Raw genomic sequence first — 21322 nt, forward strand, 5'->3', positions numbered from 1 at the left:
TTGATTTGAAATTGTTGTTAATATATTGCGATTATGAAAATGTCTGATAGCTTTGTTCTTTATAATACTATAATCTTTTGAAATAATCAATCGGATAAAATACAGGCTTATCTATTGATATTACATTCAGGGGGCATGAAACGGCAAAGTCCTTTGTGTTTCAGGGGTTGACCGCAGACCTTGAGAAAGTATTCAGATAAGTTTTCACGCATCAACTCCGGCTTTAAACAATTCCATCACTTCTTCTTTTGTAAGGGAGTTTATAAATACTTCGCCTTCTGTGATGATGGAACCAATCAGATCCCTTTTTCTTTTCTGAAGCTCATCGATTTTTTCTTCTATTGTCCCCTTTGTTATAAGTCGGAATATCTGCACATTGTTTTTCTGCCCGATTCTGTAAGCCCTGTCGGAGGCCTGCTCCTCCACCGCGGGGTTCCACCAGGGGTCAAAGTGTATTACGGTATCCGCAGAAGTTAAGTTCAATCCCACTCCTCCGGCCTTGAGGGATAGAAGGAATACTTCACCTGAGCCGCTGTTGAAATCCGAAATAATCTTTTTTCTTTCTGAAACCGCAGTGCTTCCGTCAAGGTACGTATATCTTATGTCCATTTTGTCCAGGGTCTTCTTAATTATATCCAGCATCGAGGTAAACTGCGAAAACAGAAGCACCCTGTGCCCGGCGCTCAAAAGCTCGTCCAGCAGTTCCTTCAGAAGCTCCATCTTGCCGCTTTCCCCTTTATAGTTTTCTATAAAGATTCCCGGGTGGCAGCATAGTTGCCGGAGCCTCAATAAAGCCGAAAAAATGTGCATTCTGCTGTTTTCAAAGCCTTCTTCTTGTATGCGCTCCTCCAATTCCTCCTTCACTTTCATAAGGTAAGCCTGGTATATCTTTTTCTGCTGTGGGGTCATATCAACCATTAGAGTCGTTTCTATCTTTTCCGGGAGTTCCTTCAGCACCTCTTTTTTTGTCCTCCGCAACACAAAAGGAGCAATGAGCTTGCGTAATTCTTTTAAGGCTTTGCTGTCGCCTTCTATAATCGGTTTCTGGTAATTCTCCTTGAAATATTTATAAGAATAAAGATATCCCGGCATGATAAAGTCAAAAATAGACCATAGTTCTGCCGGTGAGTTTTCCATGGGGGTTCCCGTCAGGGCAAGCCTTGCTTTTGAAATAATGCTTTTTACGCTCTTTGCATTTTGCGATTCAAAATTTTTTATATGCTGCGCTTCATCCAGTATGCAGCAGTAAAATTTGTGGCGCTCATAAAGCTCTATGTCGTTTCTTATCAGAGGATACGAAGTAATAACCACATCGTACTCTGGTATTGTTTCTGCAAGCGATGTGCGGGTGCTTTTGTTCCCGGCAACCACAAGAGTCTTCAGGGATGGCGCGAATTTTTTAATCTCGCTCTCCCAGTTGTATACTAGAGTGGAAGGCGCCACAATCAGGGACGGGTGGCAGGAGGCGTCTTTCTCCTTTGCCGAAAGCAAAAGTGCAATCGCCTGCAGAGTCTTCCCAAGGCCCATGTCGTCGGCCAGGATTCCTCCCAGCCCATTGTTTGCCAGCACGCCAAGCCATTTATAGCCGGTCACCTGGTATTCCCTCATATTGGCCTGCAAACCCCGTGGAAGTTCCATCTTCATATTTCGGGATTCAATAATGTCATCTATTACCCTGTTCAATGAATCAGCATTTTCTATCAGAAGCGGGACATCCGACCGGTATTTGCCAATTATCCCCATCATTCTGTATCTGGAAATGTTTATTGAATTTCCCTTTATTTCCTCTCTTGGGATATCGCTCAGTATTTCTCCGAGCTTTTTTACGTTTTCATCTTCGAGGCTTAAGATTTCGCCGCTCTTGAGCTTAAAAAAGCGCTTTTTTTCTCTGATGGATTTCAGAATATCTCCCGCGGTCTTCCTGTCAATGCCCAATACATCCAAATTTATCTCGAGAAGGTTCCCGCCCAGCGATTTTATGGAAGACTTTATTTTTGGGGATTTTATAGAAAAAAGGTGCTTCACTTGAGAAGAATAATACAAATCGCCCAGTTCCGCAAGGCGCGGCACCACATCCTTTATGAATGTATAAATACTATCATCATCTTCTAGATACAGCATATCATTATTACGTCTAAAACCGCACCCCGCAAGTAGTTCCAGCACATGCTTTTCTTTATCGTATTCCCTGACAATAAACCGCGCTGCATCGCTATTTTCATCAAACGGGTCCACTTGATGATCGCCGTATAAGAACTTCAGTTTTGCCGATATGCCCTGTTTATACTTATCAAAGTGCATTTGAATTTTCAGCGGCTTTTTGATATACAACTCGTTCAAATTTCGTCCAATGGCAATGTTCGGGCTTTTTTCCAAGCTGGGCAGAATATGAATCAGTTTTTTTAAGCCTTCATCCGAAAAAACAAGTTCCGGTTTGTTTTTCCTGATAAACCCTTTTACTATGGGATAAACAGGATCATTTTCATCGATTATGTAAACTGTATCTCCCTTTAGTATAAAGTTATAGTTTCTGTCGAGCGGGATGCAGCCTTTAAATTCTTCGCTCTTTATTGAAATTTTATCCTCTTTGCTGTCCATGACTATTGAAAAAGGAATTTTGCACTCAAAATGGGCCTGCATGTTTTTTTGAGGGAAGCATAAAGTAAATCTTTTTTCGCCCATGGCTGAAGCTATTTTCTTCAAAAAGAGCATGTTTAAATTTAAATTCTTTCCCTTCATGAAAACTTTGGAATTATACGGGACAAACCTCCCGATGCTGCCCTCCAGCCGATACAGCTCCAGTAAAACATCCAGGATTCTCTTATCTTCTTCTGCAAAATCGTGCAGTAGGGGATTGAAAGCAAACAGTTTGCCAAACTCATAAGGTTTTTTTTGCAGATAAGCCTGAAGGAAATCATAATAATTCCTGATGCTGTACATGCGCTCCACTCCAATTTTCATGCGCATTACAGCAATAATATCCATGTCGTGATAACCGTTGAAATCTATCTCGTAATCGACGTTTACCACAGCTTTGTTTTCATTTATATCATAGCTCAGTAGTTCGTCCAGCACCTGACTTTCAATATCCGCGCGCATACGAAGCAGTTTATCGATAAATTCCTGTTTCGGGTCTGATTTTTCCGTCATTATGGAGTTGGAGTTCTGCAGATAATAAAGCAGTGCCACGATATGTTTGCATACTGCTTCATTCTGGATAAAATAGGGACAATTGCAGAGGGCGCTTTGCAGGCGCTGACCGTCAGTATATAAAATAACCTGATAATCTTTTTCCCCGCTGACTATGGCGTAAACCTTCTTGTCTACAAAAAAGACCTTCTTTACCGCGCCGCTCCTGTAATAGTCAAACCCGCGCCGCCTTATTGTTTCAGAAGCAATGTCTGAAATCATACCCTCATTTACGGTAAACACGAAAACCACCCTGATATGTAAAATTCTGTGCCGAATGATTTTGGTGCAGAAAGTCGCTTTATTGTCCGAGATTGCCAGCTCTAGTTTTATACAAAAATCACATAATCAATTATAGTGTAAAAAAACTCCAGTGTCAAAAAAAATCGCCTCAAAGCTATGAGGCTAAGTTTAATGAATTGTCTTATTATAAAAAAGCCCCATGTATAATGTTCACTTCACCATACTCCATGCTGTGTATGAGCTCGATAATCTTTCTCTCCTTTTCGGTCAGTGCAATATAAGCCTGTAAAGCCTGAGCAGTATAACCGCCGTTTCAGCACGGCTTGTGGGGCGTTTAGGCTCAAATTTTCTTTCCGGTGTGCCGGTCATAATAGATTCCCTTGCTACAATCGCCGCAGCATCTTTAGCCCAGGAATCAATTTTATCCCAGTCTTTGAAACTTTCCAGTTGACTTTCTTCGCCGGGCTTAAAGCCCTTTTTCTCCAATAGATTGCCGATTATCTTTGCCATTTCCTGCCTGGTAATAATCCCTGAAGGATCAAATGCATCTGCCGATTTTCCGTTCACCAGGCCGCTTTCATATGCAGCCGCGACAGCATCGTAATACCAACTGCTCCTGGCAACATCTTTAAACGGCAATACCGTATTATAGTTCGGTTCATATTTCATCATGCGGGAAATCAGAGCACAAAATTCGGCACGAGAAATGCCTGATTTGGGGTCGAATATGGATTCGCTCTTCCCCTTGATGATCCCTTTGCCAGCAAGATTCTGAACGGCATCTTTTGCCCACAAAACGCCTTGCAAGTCCGAAAATTGTTTTACGCTCTGCTTTACAAAATATCTGCTGAAGTGATTCGCAATGAATTTCACCATGCCGGTACCTTCGTCGTAAAGTCCGCCCACCGCTTCTGCCGTTCCATCCAGATGGAGAAGAAATACGGCTAATTGTTCCTTTAAAGAAGAATCATCTGTGCAGGGAATTCCGACACACAAAGGTTCATTGAAACCATTGAAGGCATTTGATTCAACCTGCGCTTCAAATTCAACAACACGGGCATTCTGCGGCACCACGGCCTTCGCCTTTTCTGCAAGTTTTGAATAATCTATTCGCCTGGCTAGAAGAGCAACCTCTTTTCCATTGGCTTGTTCGCCAAATGTGCGCGGGGTTATTTCAAAAAATGCAATGCTGCTTTTAACCCTCAGTGCATCGATTTGTTTGAGCAGTTTTTCAGCTTCTTTGTCGATGATTATTTTGATTTCATCACAGACAACTTCAGGCGCTACAATTGTAATTTTTGTCTTCAGCCATCGAACATCTTCCTTTTTAATGAGCCCTCTTTCTATCATTGTCTGCAGGATTTGATCCGTCTGGGCCATGGCTTTTTCAATATCCGAGGCTTCAAGATGTACGGCGGCTTTCCCCGACTCAACCTTTACCTTATCTGCAGACAATTCGATAATACCAGCCTTTTCCAGCAGTTTCTGCAGTTCCTCAAAGGTATAGCCTTCTACTCCTTCCGGCAAGGTTAATGAAGAGGACGCAGATCCGGTTACTTTGACCTCGACTTTTTCCGTCCTGGACATTAATGGAAAATAGTAATTCCCGTTTTTAGAATTCTTGTCTAGTTTTATAGCATATACTTCATACGTCCCCCGCGTATACATTGTGATTTCCGCTTCTCCGTTTTTATCGGTGGTATACTCTCTGCTGCCTACATAAACGGTGGCGTCTTCAATAGCGCGCTTTTCGCCGTAGCCTCCAAAGTCTTCTTCCTTGTTCGACCTTCCCGTAACCTTAACTTTAATGGTCTCACCTGGATCTAAGGTCGTGGGCGAAACATCAATTTCTCCAAAATGCGAATCAAGGTCTCCATAATACCATTCTACAGTGTCCCCGTCTTTAATGGGCCATACACCGGCACCCTGATTGATGAGATACTTATTTACCCTCACAAGCCATCCGCATGTGGGGTGTTCATTCTTAAAATCGAATTCTTCCTCCCCCGCCATTCGGGCGATGTAATTGTCATTGTATCCTATATAATTGTCTTTTATATTTTTCTTATTCCATGCCACAATGGTGGCCAGCATGACGGTGGGTTTTGAAAATACATGTTCCTCACCGTCAGGGTCGGTAATTCTGTACTTTCCGTCGCTGGCCTTGTAGCTTTCCGGATCAAACGTTACAACGTCGTCGAAGACGGTCTTTTTATATCCTTCGATTCTTATTTTTACATCTATATTGTTGTCGGGAATTATGCTGGGCTTGCCAACCGTAATAAAAGCCGGTACCGGCCTGACGAGGCTTTCTTTCGTTTCAGCCGTTACATAAAAATTGCCTTCCTCGGTTGCCGTAAATTCAGCCTTTCCCTGGGCGTCGGTCGTCTTTTCTGTTCCGTTGAAAAAAACGGATTGATTTGCGGCAGGAGAATTGCCTTCTCCTGTTATCTTTTCAAGCGTTACTGTAAAATTGTCACCCACACTCACCCTGTTTTCAGACAGTGATAGGGAAGTCAAAACGGGGTCCCACAGGGCGTCGTCCACCAGCACGATGGAGTCCCCGTCTGCCAGCAGGGTGGACGGCAGGGCCTGGCCCCCCTTTCCGTTAAGCATCCACTGCCAGCCCTCTTCACCCTCAATGGTGCTGATCAGGCCGTTGGACATCTCATAGGCGATTCCGGCTTTTTCAAATGCAGACTTAATAGCCTCTAGCAGCGTGGTTTCCCCTATGGTGATCTCAACCGCCGTCTCGGGCAGCAGGTTCTCCTCCGCCCCCTCCACCCGGACGGTGACCGTCCCAGTGTAGGTGCTTTTCACGGTGAAGTCCCGCTGCACCGTGAGGCCGTTGCTGGTAAAGGTAGCCTGATAAGTGCCCTCTTCCATCTGAAAGCAAAAGGAGAAGGCTCCCGTTTCGTCTGACCGGGTTTGGTCCGTATAGCTCTTGTTCTCATCGGTGGTCCGAATGACCAGCAAAGTCACATCGGTGTCAGGCGTGGTGGTGCCAGCGGCACTCACCCTGTTTCCATCCACCGCCACCGTTGCAGTCAGGTAGTCGGTGGCCCGGACTGCCGGGGGCAGCGCCCCCAGAGCCAGGGCCAGCATCAAGAAAATTGTCAAAAAATAGTAGCTTTTTATTTTAATGATATTATTCCCCGCCAAAGTATTCCCTCCTTCACTCAGCAATCACGTCGGCCAGCGGCCTTGCCCGCAGCCATTTGTCCCAAATAAGGACTTTCATTATATAGCGGTCACGGTCCGCTGCCGGCACCCTATAAAACCCGGTAACCCGGTAAGTCTCCCCGGGGGCAAAATCCTTGCCCGCAAAGGTCTGGTACACCATCCCGCCGGTGTTCCTGTCATAAACGTTGATCTGTATGATTGCCGCCTGGGTGGAGGATGAAACATTGGTCACCGCCACGCCGAGTTTCATATAATCGTCCCCTTCATCTTCCTCCAGTTTTTCCACGGCAAAATCATCCCCGGCCACCGTCAGGCTGCCGGCGCCGCTGATAGTCCCGTCATCCTTGAGGGTCACGGTGAGTTTTACCGTTCCGGGGGCAAGCGCCTTTACGCGGTAGGATATATTGCCTTCCGAATCGGCTTCCTGCGTGATTTCTGCCACGTTATCGTCGCCGGTCTGCCAGGAAATGAGGCTGTCATCCACAAAAAGTCCCTTTTGATTTTTTGCCCGGATGCGGATGCTCTGCCCCGGCTTCAGCACCAGGCCGGCGGGATATACATCCAGGGAGGTAATCTCCCCTGTAGCCGGGCTTCCCACCGCCTGTATCCTGTAGAAAATGGTGGAAACTCCTTCTTCGTAGAACTGAACCAAGGCAGCCAGCGCTTGCAAAGCTTGGTCTGTGGCCATACCCGGGTCTGCCGTATCAGTATGCTTGAAAACACCGGCGTTTGATCCGCTGGTGATCTGAAAGCTGAGGAAACCCGTCACGGCGTTGCCCCCGCCCTTGGTGAATTCCGGCCCCTGTGGGTCGATTCCCCACGCTGTAAGCCCCATGATGACCTGGGCGCAGGATTCGGAATTCAGGCTTCCCCAGGAACCGAATTTCCCATTATAGTTCTGATTCTTGCTCAGCCAGGCTATGGCCTTTTCCCCCGCTGCCTTCACCTCCACCCGGTCCCTGTAGGGCGCCAGGGCATAGAGGGCCATCCCGGTCATATCCGGGTCCGGAGTGGTGCTGCCGTAAGCCCAGCCGTCGCCGGCCTTATTTTTCAGGATATAGCTTATAAATTCTTCTCTATTATGAAGGCCTTCTACCACAGGATCCGGGGCATTGGCCGCATCCAGGGCGATCAGCCCCCACACGGCGGCATTGATCCCCTGCCCCATTCCGGGCCAGCGGACAATGGCGTCGATCAGGTCCACCCCTCCCACATTGGTCGGATCCCCGCCGGCAGATACCACACCCATCACGGTGCGCTCGTAATCGGTCATCAAACTGCCAACACCGGATTTGGCAATATCTTCTTCCTGTCTTTCCAGATAGGTCTTGCCCTCGCTGTCCACATAAGGCGCTCCGGTGATATCCTCGCCGGCAGCGTTGAGGCCGAAGGCTGCCCAATCCTCTGGAGCGCCCTGATTCTTCCTGTACCAGTTCAGGGTCAGCTCCAGGGCCTTGCGGATTTCATCCAGGGACACCGTTTCCACTGCTGCCGACTTCACCGTCAGGGTGATTTTCCCCTCCAGGGCAGGGTAGCGCCTGACCCGGGCCCGGATCACCGCCTGGCCTTCCGCCACGCCTGTTACGATGCCGCTGCCATCCACGGTGGCCACCGCCTCCAGGCTGCTCGCCCACTCCAGCGGCTCACCCAGCACGGCCATTCCGCCCGGTTCCAGCAGCTCTGCCTTGAGGGCCGCCGCTTTGCCGATCTCAATCTGGTCTACCGTGGAACTCACCCGGAGGCTCAGTCCATCCGTTTCGGAAAATACAGTCACAGTAACGGCATCCTGGACCTGCGGATTGTCCGCACCCTTGACGCTGATCAAAGTCTTGCCCGGCGCCAGGGCCGTGACCAGGCCGTCCTCATCTACCGTAGCCACCGATGGGTCGCTGCTTTCCCAAATAAGACCCGCACGGTACACCTTGCGTCCGTAGCCGTCGGTAATCTCCGGCCGGCAGGTATAGCTGCCCCCTGCCAGCATCCCGAAATCTCCCTCAGGCAGGGAAAGTTCCACCGGCTCCGGGGCATAGCTCCCATCGGCGAACTTCAGGAGAGAAGGTGCCTGAGCCTTTCCGCCGTCTCCAAAGCCCACCACGTATATTTCTCCCCTGGGGCCGTAAACGGATGGGGCATTCAAGGCATATCCCGTGTCCCCAGTGGTCCACTTCAGGCTGCCATCGGGCTTTATGGCATAGAGGGCCGTGCCCAGAGATACCACCACTGTGCCGTCCGCATCCACCCGGGGCGGATGGCCATAGTATGTTTCCCTCATCAGGAGTTTGCCTTCTGCTTCATATGACCATTTTTCCTCACCGGTCTTCGTATCCAGGGCGTGGAGCACATTGTCGGCGGTCTTGTAATATAGTGTGTCCCCATACACCGCCGGAGCGGATAGAAGCTGGTTCACGTCCAGATGCCACTTCTCGCTGCCGTCTCCACCGTTTAAGGCCACCAGGACGTTACGCTCTGTTATATTGGCCACTTCCCGGTTGCTCATGGCCAGGTACAGGTCGCCCTCCTCATCCACGGCCATGCGCTGTTCACCGCTCCAGGCATATCCACTGGCGCCTAAAACATGCATCCTGTAATTGGCAAACGACTTGAGCCATTTGCGGCGGGAGCCATCCGGGTTAACGGCGCTGATGACACTGCCTATCCCCACGTAAATGGTGCCGTCCGGGGCCACCACAGGGGTATTGCTGTTAGTTGTTCCTCCCAGGTAAAAGCGCCATTTTTCCGCTCCCGTGATCCTATCCACGGCATGAAGGTAATAATCCTTGGTGGATACATACACCGTATTCCCGTCCGGAGAGAGGGCGGGCGAAGTGCCGGTGCAAACCTCCCCCACCTCACACGTCCAGAGCACGTTTCCCTTTGAATCTATGGCATAAAGGCGGCCGTTGCCGGAGGCGATGTAGCAGTTGTCTTCCCCATCAAAGACGGGCCCCTTGCCTCCAATCTTATAACAGTCCCCCGCCTGGTCCAGGTCCACCTTCCAGTTCATTTCCCCGTCGGGGCTGATGGAGTAGAGGTAGCCGTTTTCCGGCGTCAGATAGACATTGCCCTCCTCGTCCACCGAGGGGCACTCGTCATACCTCAGCTTGGAATTTTCGGGAAAGACGAGCTCCCCCCTGCTCATCCAGGGCTGCTGCCCGGCCGTATCCCGCACCCACTCCATCACCGGGGATTCACTTGTCCCGGCCCAGGCAGGGACCACGGGCCAGATACCGGCCAGCATTACGGCTGCCAGAAACCAGGTAAGGATCCGTATTGCCCTTTTCTTCATCTTCATCGCTCCTCCCCTATTGATTCAGAGTTTCCTGGACGCTGGCGTAGGTCTCCCCCGTCTCAGCGTCCCGGGCGGTAATCAGCAATCGGTAGTATCCGGAAGCAGGAAGGCGCAGCCCCAGCGGCAGCTCCTCCTCCCGCCCCGCCGCCAGATTCAATGCAATCCTGGTTCGGGCAGGCGCAGCATCATCTTCTCCCACCAGTTCCACCAGGATGATAACATCTTTAGTCTCACCCAGGGTATTTTTCACCTTCAGGCTCAGTTCTCCCAGAGAACTGCCTTTCCAGCGCTCCCTGTGGGCAATACCGATCTCTACGCCCTGACCGTAGTATGCGTTTTGCTTGATAGCGATCAGACCAACTTCCCCGCAGGTGGCATAGAGTATGCCGTCTTCATCCACGGTCAGGCTCTGGGGCGGCATGAGGGAATACTCGTCCCCAATCTGGATGGTGCGCAGCACCTGACCGGTGGCATCGTCCACAACATATATCCAGTCCCCCACCAGATAGACCTCTCCGTTTTCTCCCGGAACCGGCGTAAAGTCTGCTGCGTAGGCGGCTCCCACATGTATGCAAACCCCTCCCGGGTCCAGAATTCCCGAACACCGTTCTTTGCCCCTGCCGTCCAGGAAAACGAATGAGGTTTTCTCCCCAGTAACGATATCCTTGGGATAGACCAGATATATGTCGCCATCGCCGGAACATGATACCTTCGCAGACCGTTTCAGCGCATAAGTCCAGTTTATGACTCCCTTCGGGCTGAGGCACACCAGGGTATAGGCTCCTCCCCTTTCCTGCTGCAGCAGCAGGTCCCCGTCTGGGGTCATCGTCTTCAAGGACAGAGTCTCACCGGCCTCAGGAGCATTCAGCAGGGTTTGCCGCTTGTCTCTTTCCACCCGCATGACGCCCTGTTCCCCGGCGGCATAGAGCGAACCGTCTTCCGCAAGAAGGAAGCCTCCGTCATCGCTGCCAAGGTCCAGGGGACTATCCCAGAGGGGCTGTCCCGACGGGTCCAGCCTGTAAAGCTTGCCTCCGGAGGTGAGGGCATAGATGCTGTCCGCCCCGGCCGCCAGGTCCGCCACGCCGTCTCTTCCGGCCTGATACTTCCATTTCACCTGGCCTGTATCAGGATCTACGGCTATCACCATGGTGTTAGTGGTGCTGAACACATATACGGTGCCGTCAGGTCCCACTCGGGGCCTGAGCCCCAAGGAAATACCGTAAAGATCCCCAAGGTCCGCAGTCCAAAGCAGCGTGCCTGTGGCTTTTTCCGCCGCCTTCAGTTGGTTATTGTTGACGTAAAATATTTTTCCGTCCCGGCCCATAACATGCTGGGCCCACTTCTTCCACCAACCTCCCTCCAGCTCGATGCTCCAGAGGATATCATAGGAAGCCGGCACCACCTCCTCCCCGATGGTGCAGGAAAGGGCCGGGTAATTCTTCAGGGTGGCGGTGAGGGTGGTGGTTCCAGCCTTCTTCCCCCGAAGGCTGGCATCATAGCGGATGTCATATATGCTGCTCAGTCCCTGGTAGTTCAACATGCTGGCCACTTCGCCGTCCGCCAGGGTCCAGGTCAAAGGCTCTGTGGTGATGATCTCCCCATGCTGATCGTAGACGAAGGCCGACACCGACGGCAGACTTTCTCCCACCTGGCCGCTTATCTTTTCCACCCTGTAGGCCCGGGCGGCTTCCTCGGTCTTCAGGCTACCGAAGTCGCCCTTTTCCTCGATCAGATAGATACCGGCAGGCACCGGAACATTCCTCACGGTTACTGAGATTGCGGCGCTGATCTCAGGGTAGTCCTTGACGCTCACGGTGATTACCGCCTGTCCGGTGTTCACGGAAGATGCGGTTAGCAGGCCGTCCGCCACCGTGACAAGGCTGTCGTCGCTGCTTGTCCACACAAGCTCCGCTCCTGACAGTGTCACGCCGTTCTGGTCCAGCACCCTGGGCACGATGCGCCTGCTGGCCCCGTTTTGCAAGGTTAGGCTGTCCTCATCCACTATCAGGGATGCGGGCTCCGAACCGGAAAGGTCGTAAAGTCCCGCTTTTTCTACTCCTACCAGAACACTTCCTATCATCCAGAAGCGGTACAGGGCCCCTGCTTCTCCCAGAGAAAAATACCCGTAATGAAAGAAATCCAAATTGTTGGGATAATCATCATAATATGCCATACCCTCTCCGTCCGGGCTGTAGATTTCGCTATTGGTATAGAGCCGGTTGTCGGCGCCCCACAGCCCAAATCCGGCAGTGCCGGAAAGCCTCCGGGCAATGGTGCCGTCCACGGGATCAAAGCCGGCAATAAAGATGTCCGAGGCAGCAGTCTCCTTAACCAGGAAATAGACATGCCCCTCCGGGTCCAGCACCGGCTTCTTGCCCAAATCCCACAAACTGTCCAGATCCGTGCGGGACCATTTTACCGTCGGGCTGCCACCTACTTCTGCCGGAGGAGTCAGCCCATAGAGATACCGGAGGGTGCCGTCCGAAATATCCCCTGCAAGGAGGATCACGGTGCCGTCCGGGGCCACCCCTGCCTCGGCCAGTATGGGCCAGGCAGCGGTGTATCGCCACAGGAGGCTGCCGCTGGCGCCGTCAACCACCGACAGGGTATCCCCAGCCACCAGGTAGACCCGGTTTGCCCCGTCTACTGTGGGCACCATTTGAAAATTATTATAATTACTTGAGCCCATGGCCCGCAAGTCCTTGCCCGCGTTGTATTTCCACCGGACCTCGCGGGTATCCGGCGAAATGGCGTAAAACACATTGTTCTCACAGCCTGCGATCACCAGCCCTCCGTGGGTAACAGCTGGCGGAAGCACGATATTCGCGGGCAACTCCACCGACCAAATGGTTTCCCCTGTCATAGGGTCCAGGGCCAGCAAAAGCTTATCCCGGGCCGTCAAGATATATTCTGTACCTCCGATGGTGGCTACCACCGGCTCCACGGTAATCGCCGGGTTCTTGAAGCCGTCCCTAGGGTTTCCGTCCCCGTCCAGGGCCCGAAGGGTATATGTACCAAAAGCCCCTTCTTTACATGCATAATATACCGAACCATCGGAACCGGGCACCGGCACCCCCATATACCTCATATCGTCCTTCTCAGGTATTTCATACAGCCAGGACGTAGAGAGCTTATAGTCATAATCCGCGCGAATATCTATCGACCAACTTGCGCTCTTATCGGAATAATACCCGTTCTCATCACGGTAAAGGGCGGTAATGGTCACCCTACCCTTTTGTTTTCCGGTCACCAGCCCCGAATCGCTGACCGATGCCACATTCTCGTTGCTTGTGTTCCAGATAAGGTTTAACCCCTCGATGGCTTTCCCTTCAATATCGGCAACAAAGGCCGTCAGTCTGCTTGTGCGTCCTGCCACCAGCCTTTCCGGTCCTTCTAGAAGAACTTGATATGGCACAGCTCCCGTATTAAACTTCCAAAGGCTGGACACAAGGCTGGACTTGAAGGAAGTGCAGTATTCCGTACTGTCCCGGGCCTTTATCACGTTGTTGCCCAGCTTAATCACATAAATCCGGTTGCTTTTGAGAATCGGGTTATTGTTTTCATCTCTCAAATTGACAATCACCTTGCAGGGATTGTAGCTGTCCACCCTGAGCACTCCGTCAAAATCTCCTATTTTATAATTTGAGGCGGCTCTTTTCGCCAAACTTGTAGCATTTGAATTGTTGCAGTAGAGAGTCAACTCCGTGGCGGCACTGTCCACGATCTCCACCGGCTTGTTGAATAGCAGGCTCAATTCGCTGTCAGGCGAGATGGTCTTCCCCGGGGCGGCTATGGTATAGTCCGGGGTGGTGCTTACCAGGGCCAGAGGCCCCGGGGCCTCCCCAACCGTCACTTCCTTTATCATTTCATTGTTGGTCTCATTGGACTCGGCCACGGTATTGCCGCTGTCGGCTACCGCCCTGAGGGTAACCGTTCCAGCAGCCGCCGGGGTCCATGTAAAGCTTACCGTCTTCTTCTCGCCACCGTAAACCGAAGAGGCCACGGTCTGTGTGCCAACCTCCGTTTCCCCGGCGTAGAGAGCGACGCCAAAGGAACCTGCTGATCCTTCCCCGGAATTATATACTTGAACCGTGACTGTAGCGGCCTGACCCGCCTGCAAAACTGCGGGCACGGAAATTTGCTCCACCTTCAGGTCCGGCTCTCCCCCGTCGGCCCGGGCAGCAGGCGTTCCGAGAACCGGCACCATCCCGGCCATCAACACCAGGACAAGCATCAGGGCGGACGCCGCTTTGTACTGCTTGTTTCTCGAAACTTTTTTTCCTCTCATGTTCCTTGCATTCCCCTCCTCCGCAGAAAATATGTTTCCCTGCAGAAAAGCAGGGATGAGTCCGGATGAAAAACAATAAATCCCATAAACATGATATGATAAAGGGCAAGGGTGGATATCCGTCCTTGCCGGGAAGGTCTTTCCGGAAGGCGTTGATTTTCCCCGGTCTTATCCGGGCATTGCTCCATGTTTAATAGGGATGGTAGGTCCACACGACGGCGTTACCCGTATGCAATTGGTGGGCGCCGGCGGCATGGCCGGGATCAGCGCCATTCACGGTATACAGCCAGTAGCCGTTGGCGCTGTTGTCATTATACACTGCTGACAAATAGCCTCCCTGGGAGATCAAAGTCACATTGGCCGGGGTCACATAGTCCCAGTCCCAGCCGGCATCTCCCCAGACATAATCATCATCGTCGTTGGCCACCTCCAGGGCATAGAGCAGGGCATGGATCGCGCTGGGATTGTTATTCAGCACGTCGGTATCGTCATCCCCGGTCACCATGCCAACATCAAAGCGGGGAACTAAACCAGAGTAGCTCACATCCGGCACAGTTGTCCCATCGATGGTCACGCTGATGCCGCTTACAGTGAAGCTGCTGTCGGCATTCGTTTCCCCAACCAGGAATATGGGAACTGAAGGTTCGGTGGCATCCTGAACATTGTCATTGTCATAGTCATAGTAGCAAGTCACGGTGATGCCTTCGTCGCGGCCCGTTACAGTGATGACAGGGCCATTGCCGGTATATGTCTTTTGCCCATTGGAAAATTGCGCCGCATCGTCATTTGGAATGCTCCATCTGAGCAGCGCTGCTTCTTCCGCTGTCAGCTCGTCTTCCGAATAATCGGGAAGCATCCCGATTATGTTAATCGCCGATGTACTCACGCTGTCGCCGCTCACATTGAAGACAAAGGTATAGTCGTCACTGCTGTCCGGATAAATGTAGGTGAATTCCCTCGGCGATGCCAGGGCTGGCGTGGCGGCAAAGCAGAACAGGGCTGCTATAAGCAGCAGGGCCAATACTTTTTTCTTCATCGAACATCCACTCCTTATCATTTTTTTGATTTGACTGTACTTTGGGGTAGCATTTGCTTTCGCCTTCCGGAACTTCCCCGCCTGCCCGGAGGCAGGCTATGCCACAGCTCCCGCCTTTTACGGCAGGAACAAATGGCTGTGATTGTGGTTCGTCGCACCTCCGGTGGTCCGGTCGGCATTGCATTTACAGCTTGATGGACCTTTTGATCTCCTCCACCCTCACGGGCTGCCCATTCTGGATGAAGATGCTCACTTCTCCATATTCCATGCTGTGGATGAGCTCGATAAGCTTTCTCTCCTTTTCGGTCAGCATAAATGCATCCTTCTTTACTACGGCATTTTTGTCATTCAAGCTTATTCCCCCTTTTTATCCCCTGAAAAAGCGCACTGCTTTAGCATATGCGAGATTGTATATTCCTGCATATACATTTATCTTTATGCAAAAAGCCCCGGCTTCCGTAGAAAGCCGGGGTACGAAGAATATGTAAAGCCCGATTCCACCTGTTCAGACTTTGCGCTCACTGTCGGCCTTTTCTCGGAAGGCTGTGATATGCCGATAAGGCAGGTCTCCTGGCTCGTGGTTCCTCGCTGCTTTTCCCCTTCCCGGAGAATATCCAGTGGCTTTTGAAAAGCATCTCCCCACTCACAGTGGCCGGACCGCCCGGGATTTTCACCCGGTTCCCTTTTAAAATCCATATTGCATCGGATTACCTTATCGGTGTGGTCTATTAAATTTTCACGTTGCACTGAACAGCACTTAATATAACGTAATATAAATTGGTTTTCACATCTGAATATCCATGCCGCCAAGCAGTATAAGGAAAAATGAATTTTAACTTAAAGTCAGCTTGGTGAAAGAATTAAAATTTCATACGAATATCTATATTGCAAAACGGCATTGCTGGCGACAGAACCAATTTTAATACAAACCGTCATTTTAAAACAAAAAGCACCACCCTTTCAGGCAGTGCTTCCGTTGTTCGGTCGGCGCCGCTTTGCAATATCTTTTTATTGCTTGTCCATCGATTTCATTTTCTATATTATATCAAAATTCGCACATTGTCAAGATCATTTAATGGAAATCAGGGCTGAATAAATAAAGTCAAACAGCAGTTCATATTTTTCACTGGTTTAAAAATCTATCGAGGTCGCTTAAAGACTCAATGTCAAAAATGTTTTCCGCTATTAATTCAAGAGTCTGCCTGTCCTGACCCAGGATTCTTGCTTTATACTCAGAGGGCAGTTCTCCAAGTTTTTTGTACAGTTGCCTGATTATGGTCTCAGCCATGCCCTTCCCTATGCCTTTTTCAATACCTTTTTCAACGCCCTTCTCAAGTCCTTTTTCCAAGCCTTCTTCGAACCCTCTTCTGTATATCTCAGGGTCGATTATCATTTTTGCCATTTCATTCACCTCCTGCTCAATATCTTTTAACTCTTCGCTGAACAGTTCTCCAGCCAGGTTGCTCAGTTCCAGAAGTATTTTGTTGCATTCTTCTATGATAATGTCATCTGTTTCAATGGCGTCTTTTAATTCTCTTATTATGCTCTCTATTACTTCTGTTATTTTCCTTCGATATTCGTTTTGAAGCTTTGCTATTTCTTCTTCATGAAGTTTTCTTCTTTTCAGGTTTTCGAGTTCCTCACTTAAGTTTATCATCCGCAGCGGGAGCATGATGTAAAGCTTTTGCCTTTTATAATAGTCCAGATCGTATTCCCAGATCTTAAATGTGGGTACTATGTATTTTATTTTCTGTTCTGTATACGGCATTTTTATTGTAAGGTTTAGTTTATCAGGTATGGATTCGTTGTGTTTTAAAAATATGATGATTTGAGATGGAAATTCTACGGTTATTTCTTCATCTGGTTTTAGGTTGCTGTAGTCCAGGTTGTCTATGGCTATTCTAAATCCGTAATCTATCATGCGGATTATTAGTGTCCTGTCGTTTAATGTCTGGAATTCTATGTGGTATTTTGTTTTTTGTTCGTTTATTTCTATACTCAAGACGGTGTCTGCTATGGCGGTGGTTTTGTCCAGCCTTATGTATTCCCGATTAAGTTGTTCTATTTTCGCGTCTTCTTTGAAGTTCTTTTTAAAAAGGGCGTTTATGGCGCATATTGTGAGTCTCGTCGAGATGTTAAACAGGTTTTTCAGGATTTTATCATAATGAATAACACTCTTTTTTCCGTTTTCCATATCAATCTCCCTTTATATTTATATTATCATCCTTAGTGATGATTTTCAATAATGCTACGTTTTAATGATCGTGTCAAGTATTTTTAGGTTTTTTTTGAAAAAGACTCACCATCATATTGCGGATGAGAATGTATTTAACTTAAACTCAGGGCCGACCTTGACATGGAGCCTCGCACCCATGTTTCCTTGGGGCCAGAGGGCCACCCAGCTTCGCTTTAGTGGCCCGAGCCGTTGAAGGCTAACATGGGCATTCTCCATGTCAAGGGTCTTCGCTACGCTACGATGAACGGCCCTTTAAATCATGCATTGCGACAATAAAGATTTTATAGCCATGCTTGTAAATGTCTTTTTGTTTAACAGAATGGGCAGGTTTGTTATGGTCCCATATATTGATTGAATCTTTTTGAGCTGCTGTTTTGCTTTATATAGGGTTTGCTTTGGTAGTTCAATCGGTTTTAAGGCTTCATATTGCTGTTTTAATATGGCATCTTTGAGTGATATATCGTTTGCTTTTATTGCTCTTAATTGGGCCATTTTGTGGGCTCCGTCCTTGCTCCATGCAATGGGTCCTCGGGAGAGTCTTTCTGAAAGTACATGGCTTACATGGCTTTCTGCACTGCAGCCTGCTATTTCATTTTTGTAAAGGCTGTATGAACATATTCCATTCCAGTTGTTATTGATATAGGCCTGGCATTTTGTTACGGGGTTTTCAGGGTTTTTTAGCCCGAGTTCATTATATTTTTGTGTTAATATTTCATTGACTTTTTCTCTATCTGTTTTTAAAATGGCTTTCCATAATGCTTTTTTGGAGTTTTTGTCGTCTTTTAGAGCCGCTGTTATGTATTTCTGAAGGTGGAAAAGGTCTAATACGTATATGGCATTGGGCAGGTATTTTGCTCCGAATTTTATCCATTCGGCTCCGTCTCCCGATATGTATATGCGCTTTATTTGGTCTTCGTCATAGGTGTTTGTGATGTACTCCCAGACCTGTTTCCATAGGTCTTCTATTTTTTCTTTCTCGTAAACTCCGGAAAAGTATACGGGATTTTTTAATTCATTTCTGCCTTTTGTTATTGTTTGTTTTCCTTCATGAACGTATATTAGTTTGACCATGCCGGCTTTGCCGTTTTGAAGGTGAATGTGATCTTCATCGGCTTCTATGTATAGAGTCTGTATTTGTTTCTTCTTCTTCGGTTTTTCGTAGGCTTGAAGGTTGTCGATTTTTCTTAATGTGTTCATTACTGTTTGACGGCTGATGTTGCAGTTTGCCCCGCCCCTTTTGAGTTCCTGGGTGCTCTTTTGGTATGAGAGTATCGTGGAAAGATCTGTTATATCAGCTTTTAGGGCAGCATCTATCCTCTCATATTTTTGTATACCCGCTGCTTTGTCTGTAAGGTATGCGGTTTCCCCTGATTGTTTATTTTTATAGTACCGCCTTTGATATGTGACATCTCCAAATGCTGTTGTTACTGTCCTTTGACAATCTTTTTGAACCACCACCCAGTTTTTCCTTTGTTGTTTGTCTTTATATATTTTTTTATCAAGTTCATTAAGTACTTCTGTACAGATTTCCCGCCCCAGCTCATTTAGCAGTTTTCGCAGTTCCGCTTCAAATTCTGGATAGGTGCATTTGCCATCCAGTAATTCAATTATTTTTTCTACAACAAGCAGGAATTTTTGTAATACAAGTTGAATTATTCTCATATAGACCTCACCTTTCTGTTGAGTTTTTAACTCATCCTGTTGGAGGATGGTGAGGTCTTTTTTCTACGTACGCCTGCCGTTTTCCTGCTTTTTGACCTAATAAAATTTTACACTATCCGTTTTCCTGCTTTTTGACCTAATAAAATTTTACACTATCCGTTTTAATTTTCAAAACAAAAAAGCCCCTGCTTTGAAGCAGGGCTAGTGATATTTGGCTTGGTTGAACATTATATCAAAATTCGCACATTGTCAAGATCATTTAAAAGGATTCAGAGCTGAACGAATATGAATTCGCCTGACTTTAGTCTTTATTCTTTACTCAATCCCTATATATTCCTTCAACCGAACCACCGCCCAGGAGCACTGGGCTCGGGTAGCAGGCTTTTTGGCGTCAAAACCAGGCCATAAAAAGCCGTGGTTCTGAGCAACCTTAATGTATCCATCTGCCCAGCTGTCTTTGGTCTCTTTCAAGGCAGCCGCCTCTTCCTCGAGCCCCGCAGCCCTCACCAGCATGGCCATGAGCTGTTCGCCCGTAATGCTCTGGCCGGGCGAAAAGGTTTTTTCGCCGGTGCCGCTGACAAAGCCTTTTTCCGCGCACAGCCCGATGCAACCGTCGGCCCAGTGGCCTTCCGGCACGTCGGAAAACAGCTTGGAGCCTTTCGCGTCCTGAATTTGCTTTTTGAGCCCTAAGCCGTATGCGAGATACTTTGCAAACTCCGCCCTCGTCACAGGCTGTTCCGGACCGAAGGTGCCGTCGGCTCTGCCCGATAAAACATAGTCGTAAACCAATTCCATGGTCTCGGAAAAACCAAAATCCCCGGGCTTGTAATCCGAAAACAGGTGTTTTTCCGCTTCAGGCCGATATTTTTCATGCAGCATGTCGTATGCGGCCTTCCCGTTGTACGCATCCGCCAGCGCATACAGAGCTTCATATGTAGAGATTCCGTTATCATATACGGGCAGGTTGTCCTCCTCGCTCAGCACATGTGAGAAGCTGCCGTCCGGGAGCTGGAACCGAAGCATGGCGCTCACCGGGTTCCCGCCGGATGGCTTTGTCCATTCCGGCCCCATGGGATCTTGGCCCAGAAGTGTCAGTGCCTGAATAACCCACGCGCAGCTTTCCGGGTTTTCGGTGCCCCATGAATAAAATCCGCCATTGTCAAGCTGTTTTTCTTTTAAAAATTGCAGCGCTCTTGCCACATGCGGATTTGACTCATCTTCCCCGAGGATGGCAAACGCCATTAGGGCCGCGGCAGTCATATCCACGTCTGAATCAACTAAATCATAATCCGCAGGGTCGTCAAAATACTTCACATCCCAGGTAAATCCCCCATCCTTGTGTTGCTGGTTTTCCAGCCACTGCAGGCATTTATCCCTGTTCGGTATGGGTTCGCCCGCACAATGAAGGGCTATGATTCCGAATATATGGGCGTTTACCAGGTCTTCGCCCACGGGTTTTCCGGTTTTGTTGTCGGCTACCGAGTCGGCAAAGTGGCCGCTGGGCAACATGGTATTCTTGACTATCTCCACCAGATTGAGGCCGCCGAAGTTCCTGGGATCTTTCCCTGCGGCGCATATCCCAATGATGGTTCGCTGGAAGTCGGTGTTCTTTGTCTTGGAAAGTCCGACTCCGTTTTTGACCTCCTGCTCTCGCCAGTAAGCGCCGTTTTTCCCGTCGGCGGTGGTCCATTTGGGGCCGCTAACATCTTCCCCGAATCCGAAAAGCCCCAGCGCAGGCCAGTCAAGTACACCTTTAAACTGCTCCTTTTTAAATGTGTTGTAGTAATAATCGATGGTTTTCTGAGCGGCAGCGCGCACATCCTCCCGGGTAATGCTGCTCTGCGCCGCCTGGATGTTGCCTGTATACGAGATGAGAACAATCAATATACACACGAGCAACAAAGCAGGTGCTTTAAACCTTTTCTTTTGCAACCTTCCCCACCTCTTTTTCTAATATTTTGTAATATTTAAAGAATATAGTTGTTGTGTGAAAAGTTATCTTGCTGCCGAAGATGACCCTATACCAAAAATAAAAGCACCACCTTTCCAGGCAGTGCTTCCGTTGTTCGGTCGGCGCCGCACAATAACAATCTCATCAGCTTGTCTGTAATATATATTATATCAAAATTCGCACATCGTCAAGATTTTTAATAAGTTTTAATTATTCCATAATATAATTCTTTCTGTATTCGCGCT

The 21322-nt window shown here is 49.0% G+C and carries 9 protein-coding genes and 1 riboswitch; all 9 genes read right to left on the bottom strand.

Annotated elements, in window-relative coordinates; translation table 11 throughout:
* Positions 1-204: 204 nt before the first annotated feature.
* Complete coding sequence (locus tag AC6I1H_RS03705) at positions 205-3432, bottom strand: SNF2-related protein (protein ID WP_497739661.1); 3228 nt, start codon at positions 3430-3432, stop codon at positions 205-207.
* Positions 3433-3699: 267 nt separating this feature from the next.
* Positions 3700-6594, bottom strand: coding sequence for an S-layer homology domain-containing protein (locus AC6I1H_RS03710; RefSeq protein ID WP_497739662.1), 2895 nt, complete (start codon positions 6592-6594; stop codon positions 3700-3702).
* A gap of 13 nt (positions 6595-6607) precedes the next feature.
* Positions 6608-9907: an outer membrane protein assembly factor BamB family protein gene (locus AC6I1H_RS03715; protein WP_497739663.1), complete on the bottom strand. Its 3300-nt coding sequence runs from the start codon at positions 9905-9907 to the stop codon at positions 6608-6610.
* A gap of 10 nt (positions 9908-9917) precedes the next feature.
* Entirely contained in the window at positions 9918-14192 is a 4275-nt protein-coding gene (locus AC6I1H_RS03720) for a CARDB domain-containing protein (protein WP_497739664.1), read from the bottom strand.
* Between the two features lie 190 nt (positions 14193-14382).
* A complete protein-coding gene (locus tag AC6I1H_RS03725; RefSeq protein ID WP_497739665.1) occupies positions 14383-15228 on the bottom strand; it encodes a DUF4430 domain-containing protein in 846 nt (281 codons plus the stop codon).
* A 184-nt stretch (positions 15229-15412) separates the two neighbouring features.
* Entirely contained in the window at positions 15413-15580 is a 168-nt protein-coding gene (locus AC6I1H_RS03730; RefSeq protein WP_497739666.1) for a DUF2292 domain-containing protein, read from the bottom strand.
* A 191-nt stretch (positions 15581-15771) separates the two neighbouring features.
* Positions 15772-15958, bottom strand: a riboswitch (cobalamin riboswitch).
* Between the two features lie 393 nt (positions 15959-16351).
* A complete protein-coding gene (locus tag AC6I1H_RS03735) occupies positions 16352-17422 on the bottom strand; it encodes a DUF4351 domain-containing protein (protein ID WP_497739667.1) in 1071 nt (356 codons plus the stop codon).
* 294 nt (positions 17423-17716) lie between these two features.
* Positions 17717-19126: an ISLre2 family transposase gene (locus AC6I1H_RS03740; protein ID WP_497739052.1), complete on the bottom strand. Its 1410-nt coding sequence runs from the start codon at positions 19124-19126 to the stop codon at positions 17717-17719.
* 315 nt (positions 19127-19441) lie between these two features.
* Complete coding sequence (locus AC6I1H_RS03745; RefSeq protein ID WP_497739668.1) at positions 19442-21058, bottom strand: S-layer homology domain-containing protein; 1617 nt, start codon at positions 21056-21058, stop codon at positions 19442-19444.
* Positions 21059-21322 lie beyond the last annotated feature (264 nt).

This window comes from Biomaibacter sp. TOL, from assembly GCF_059717795.1.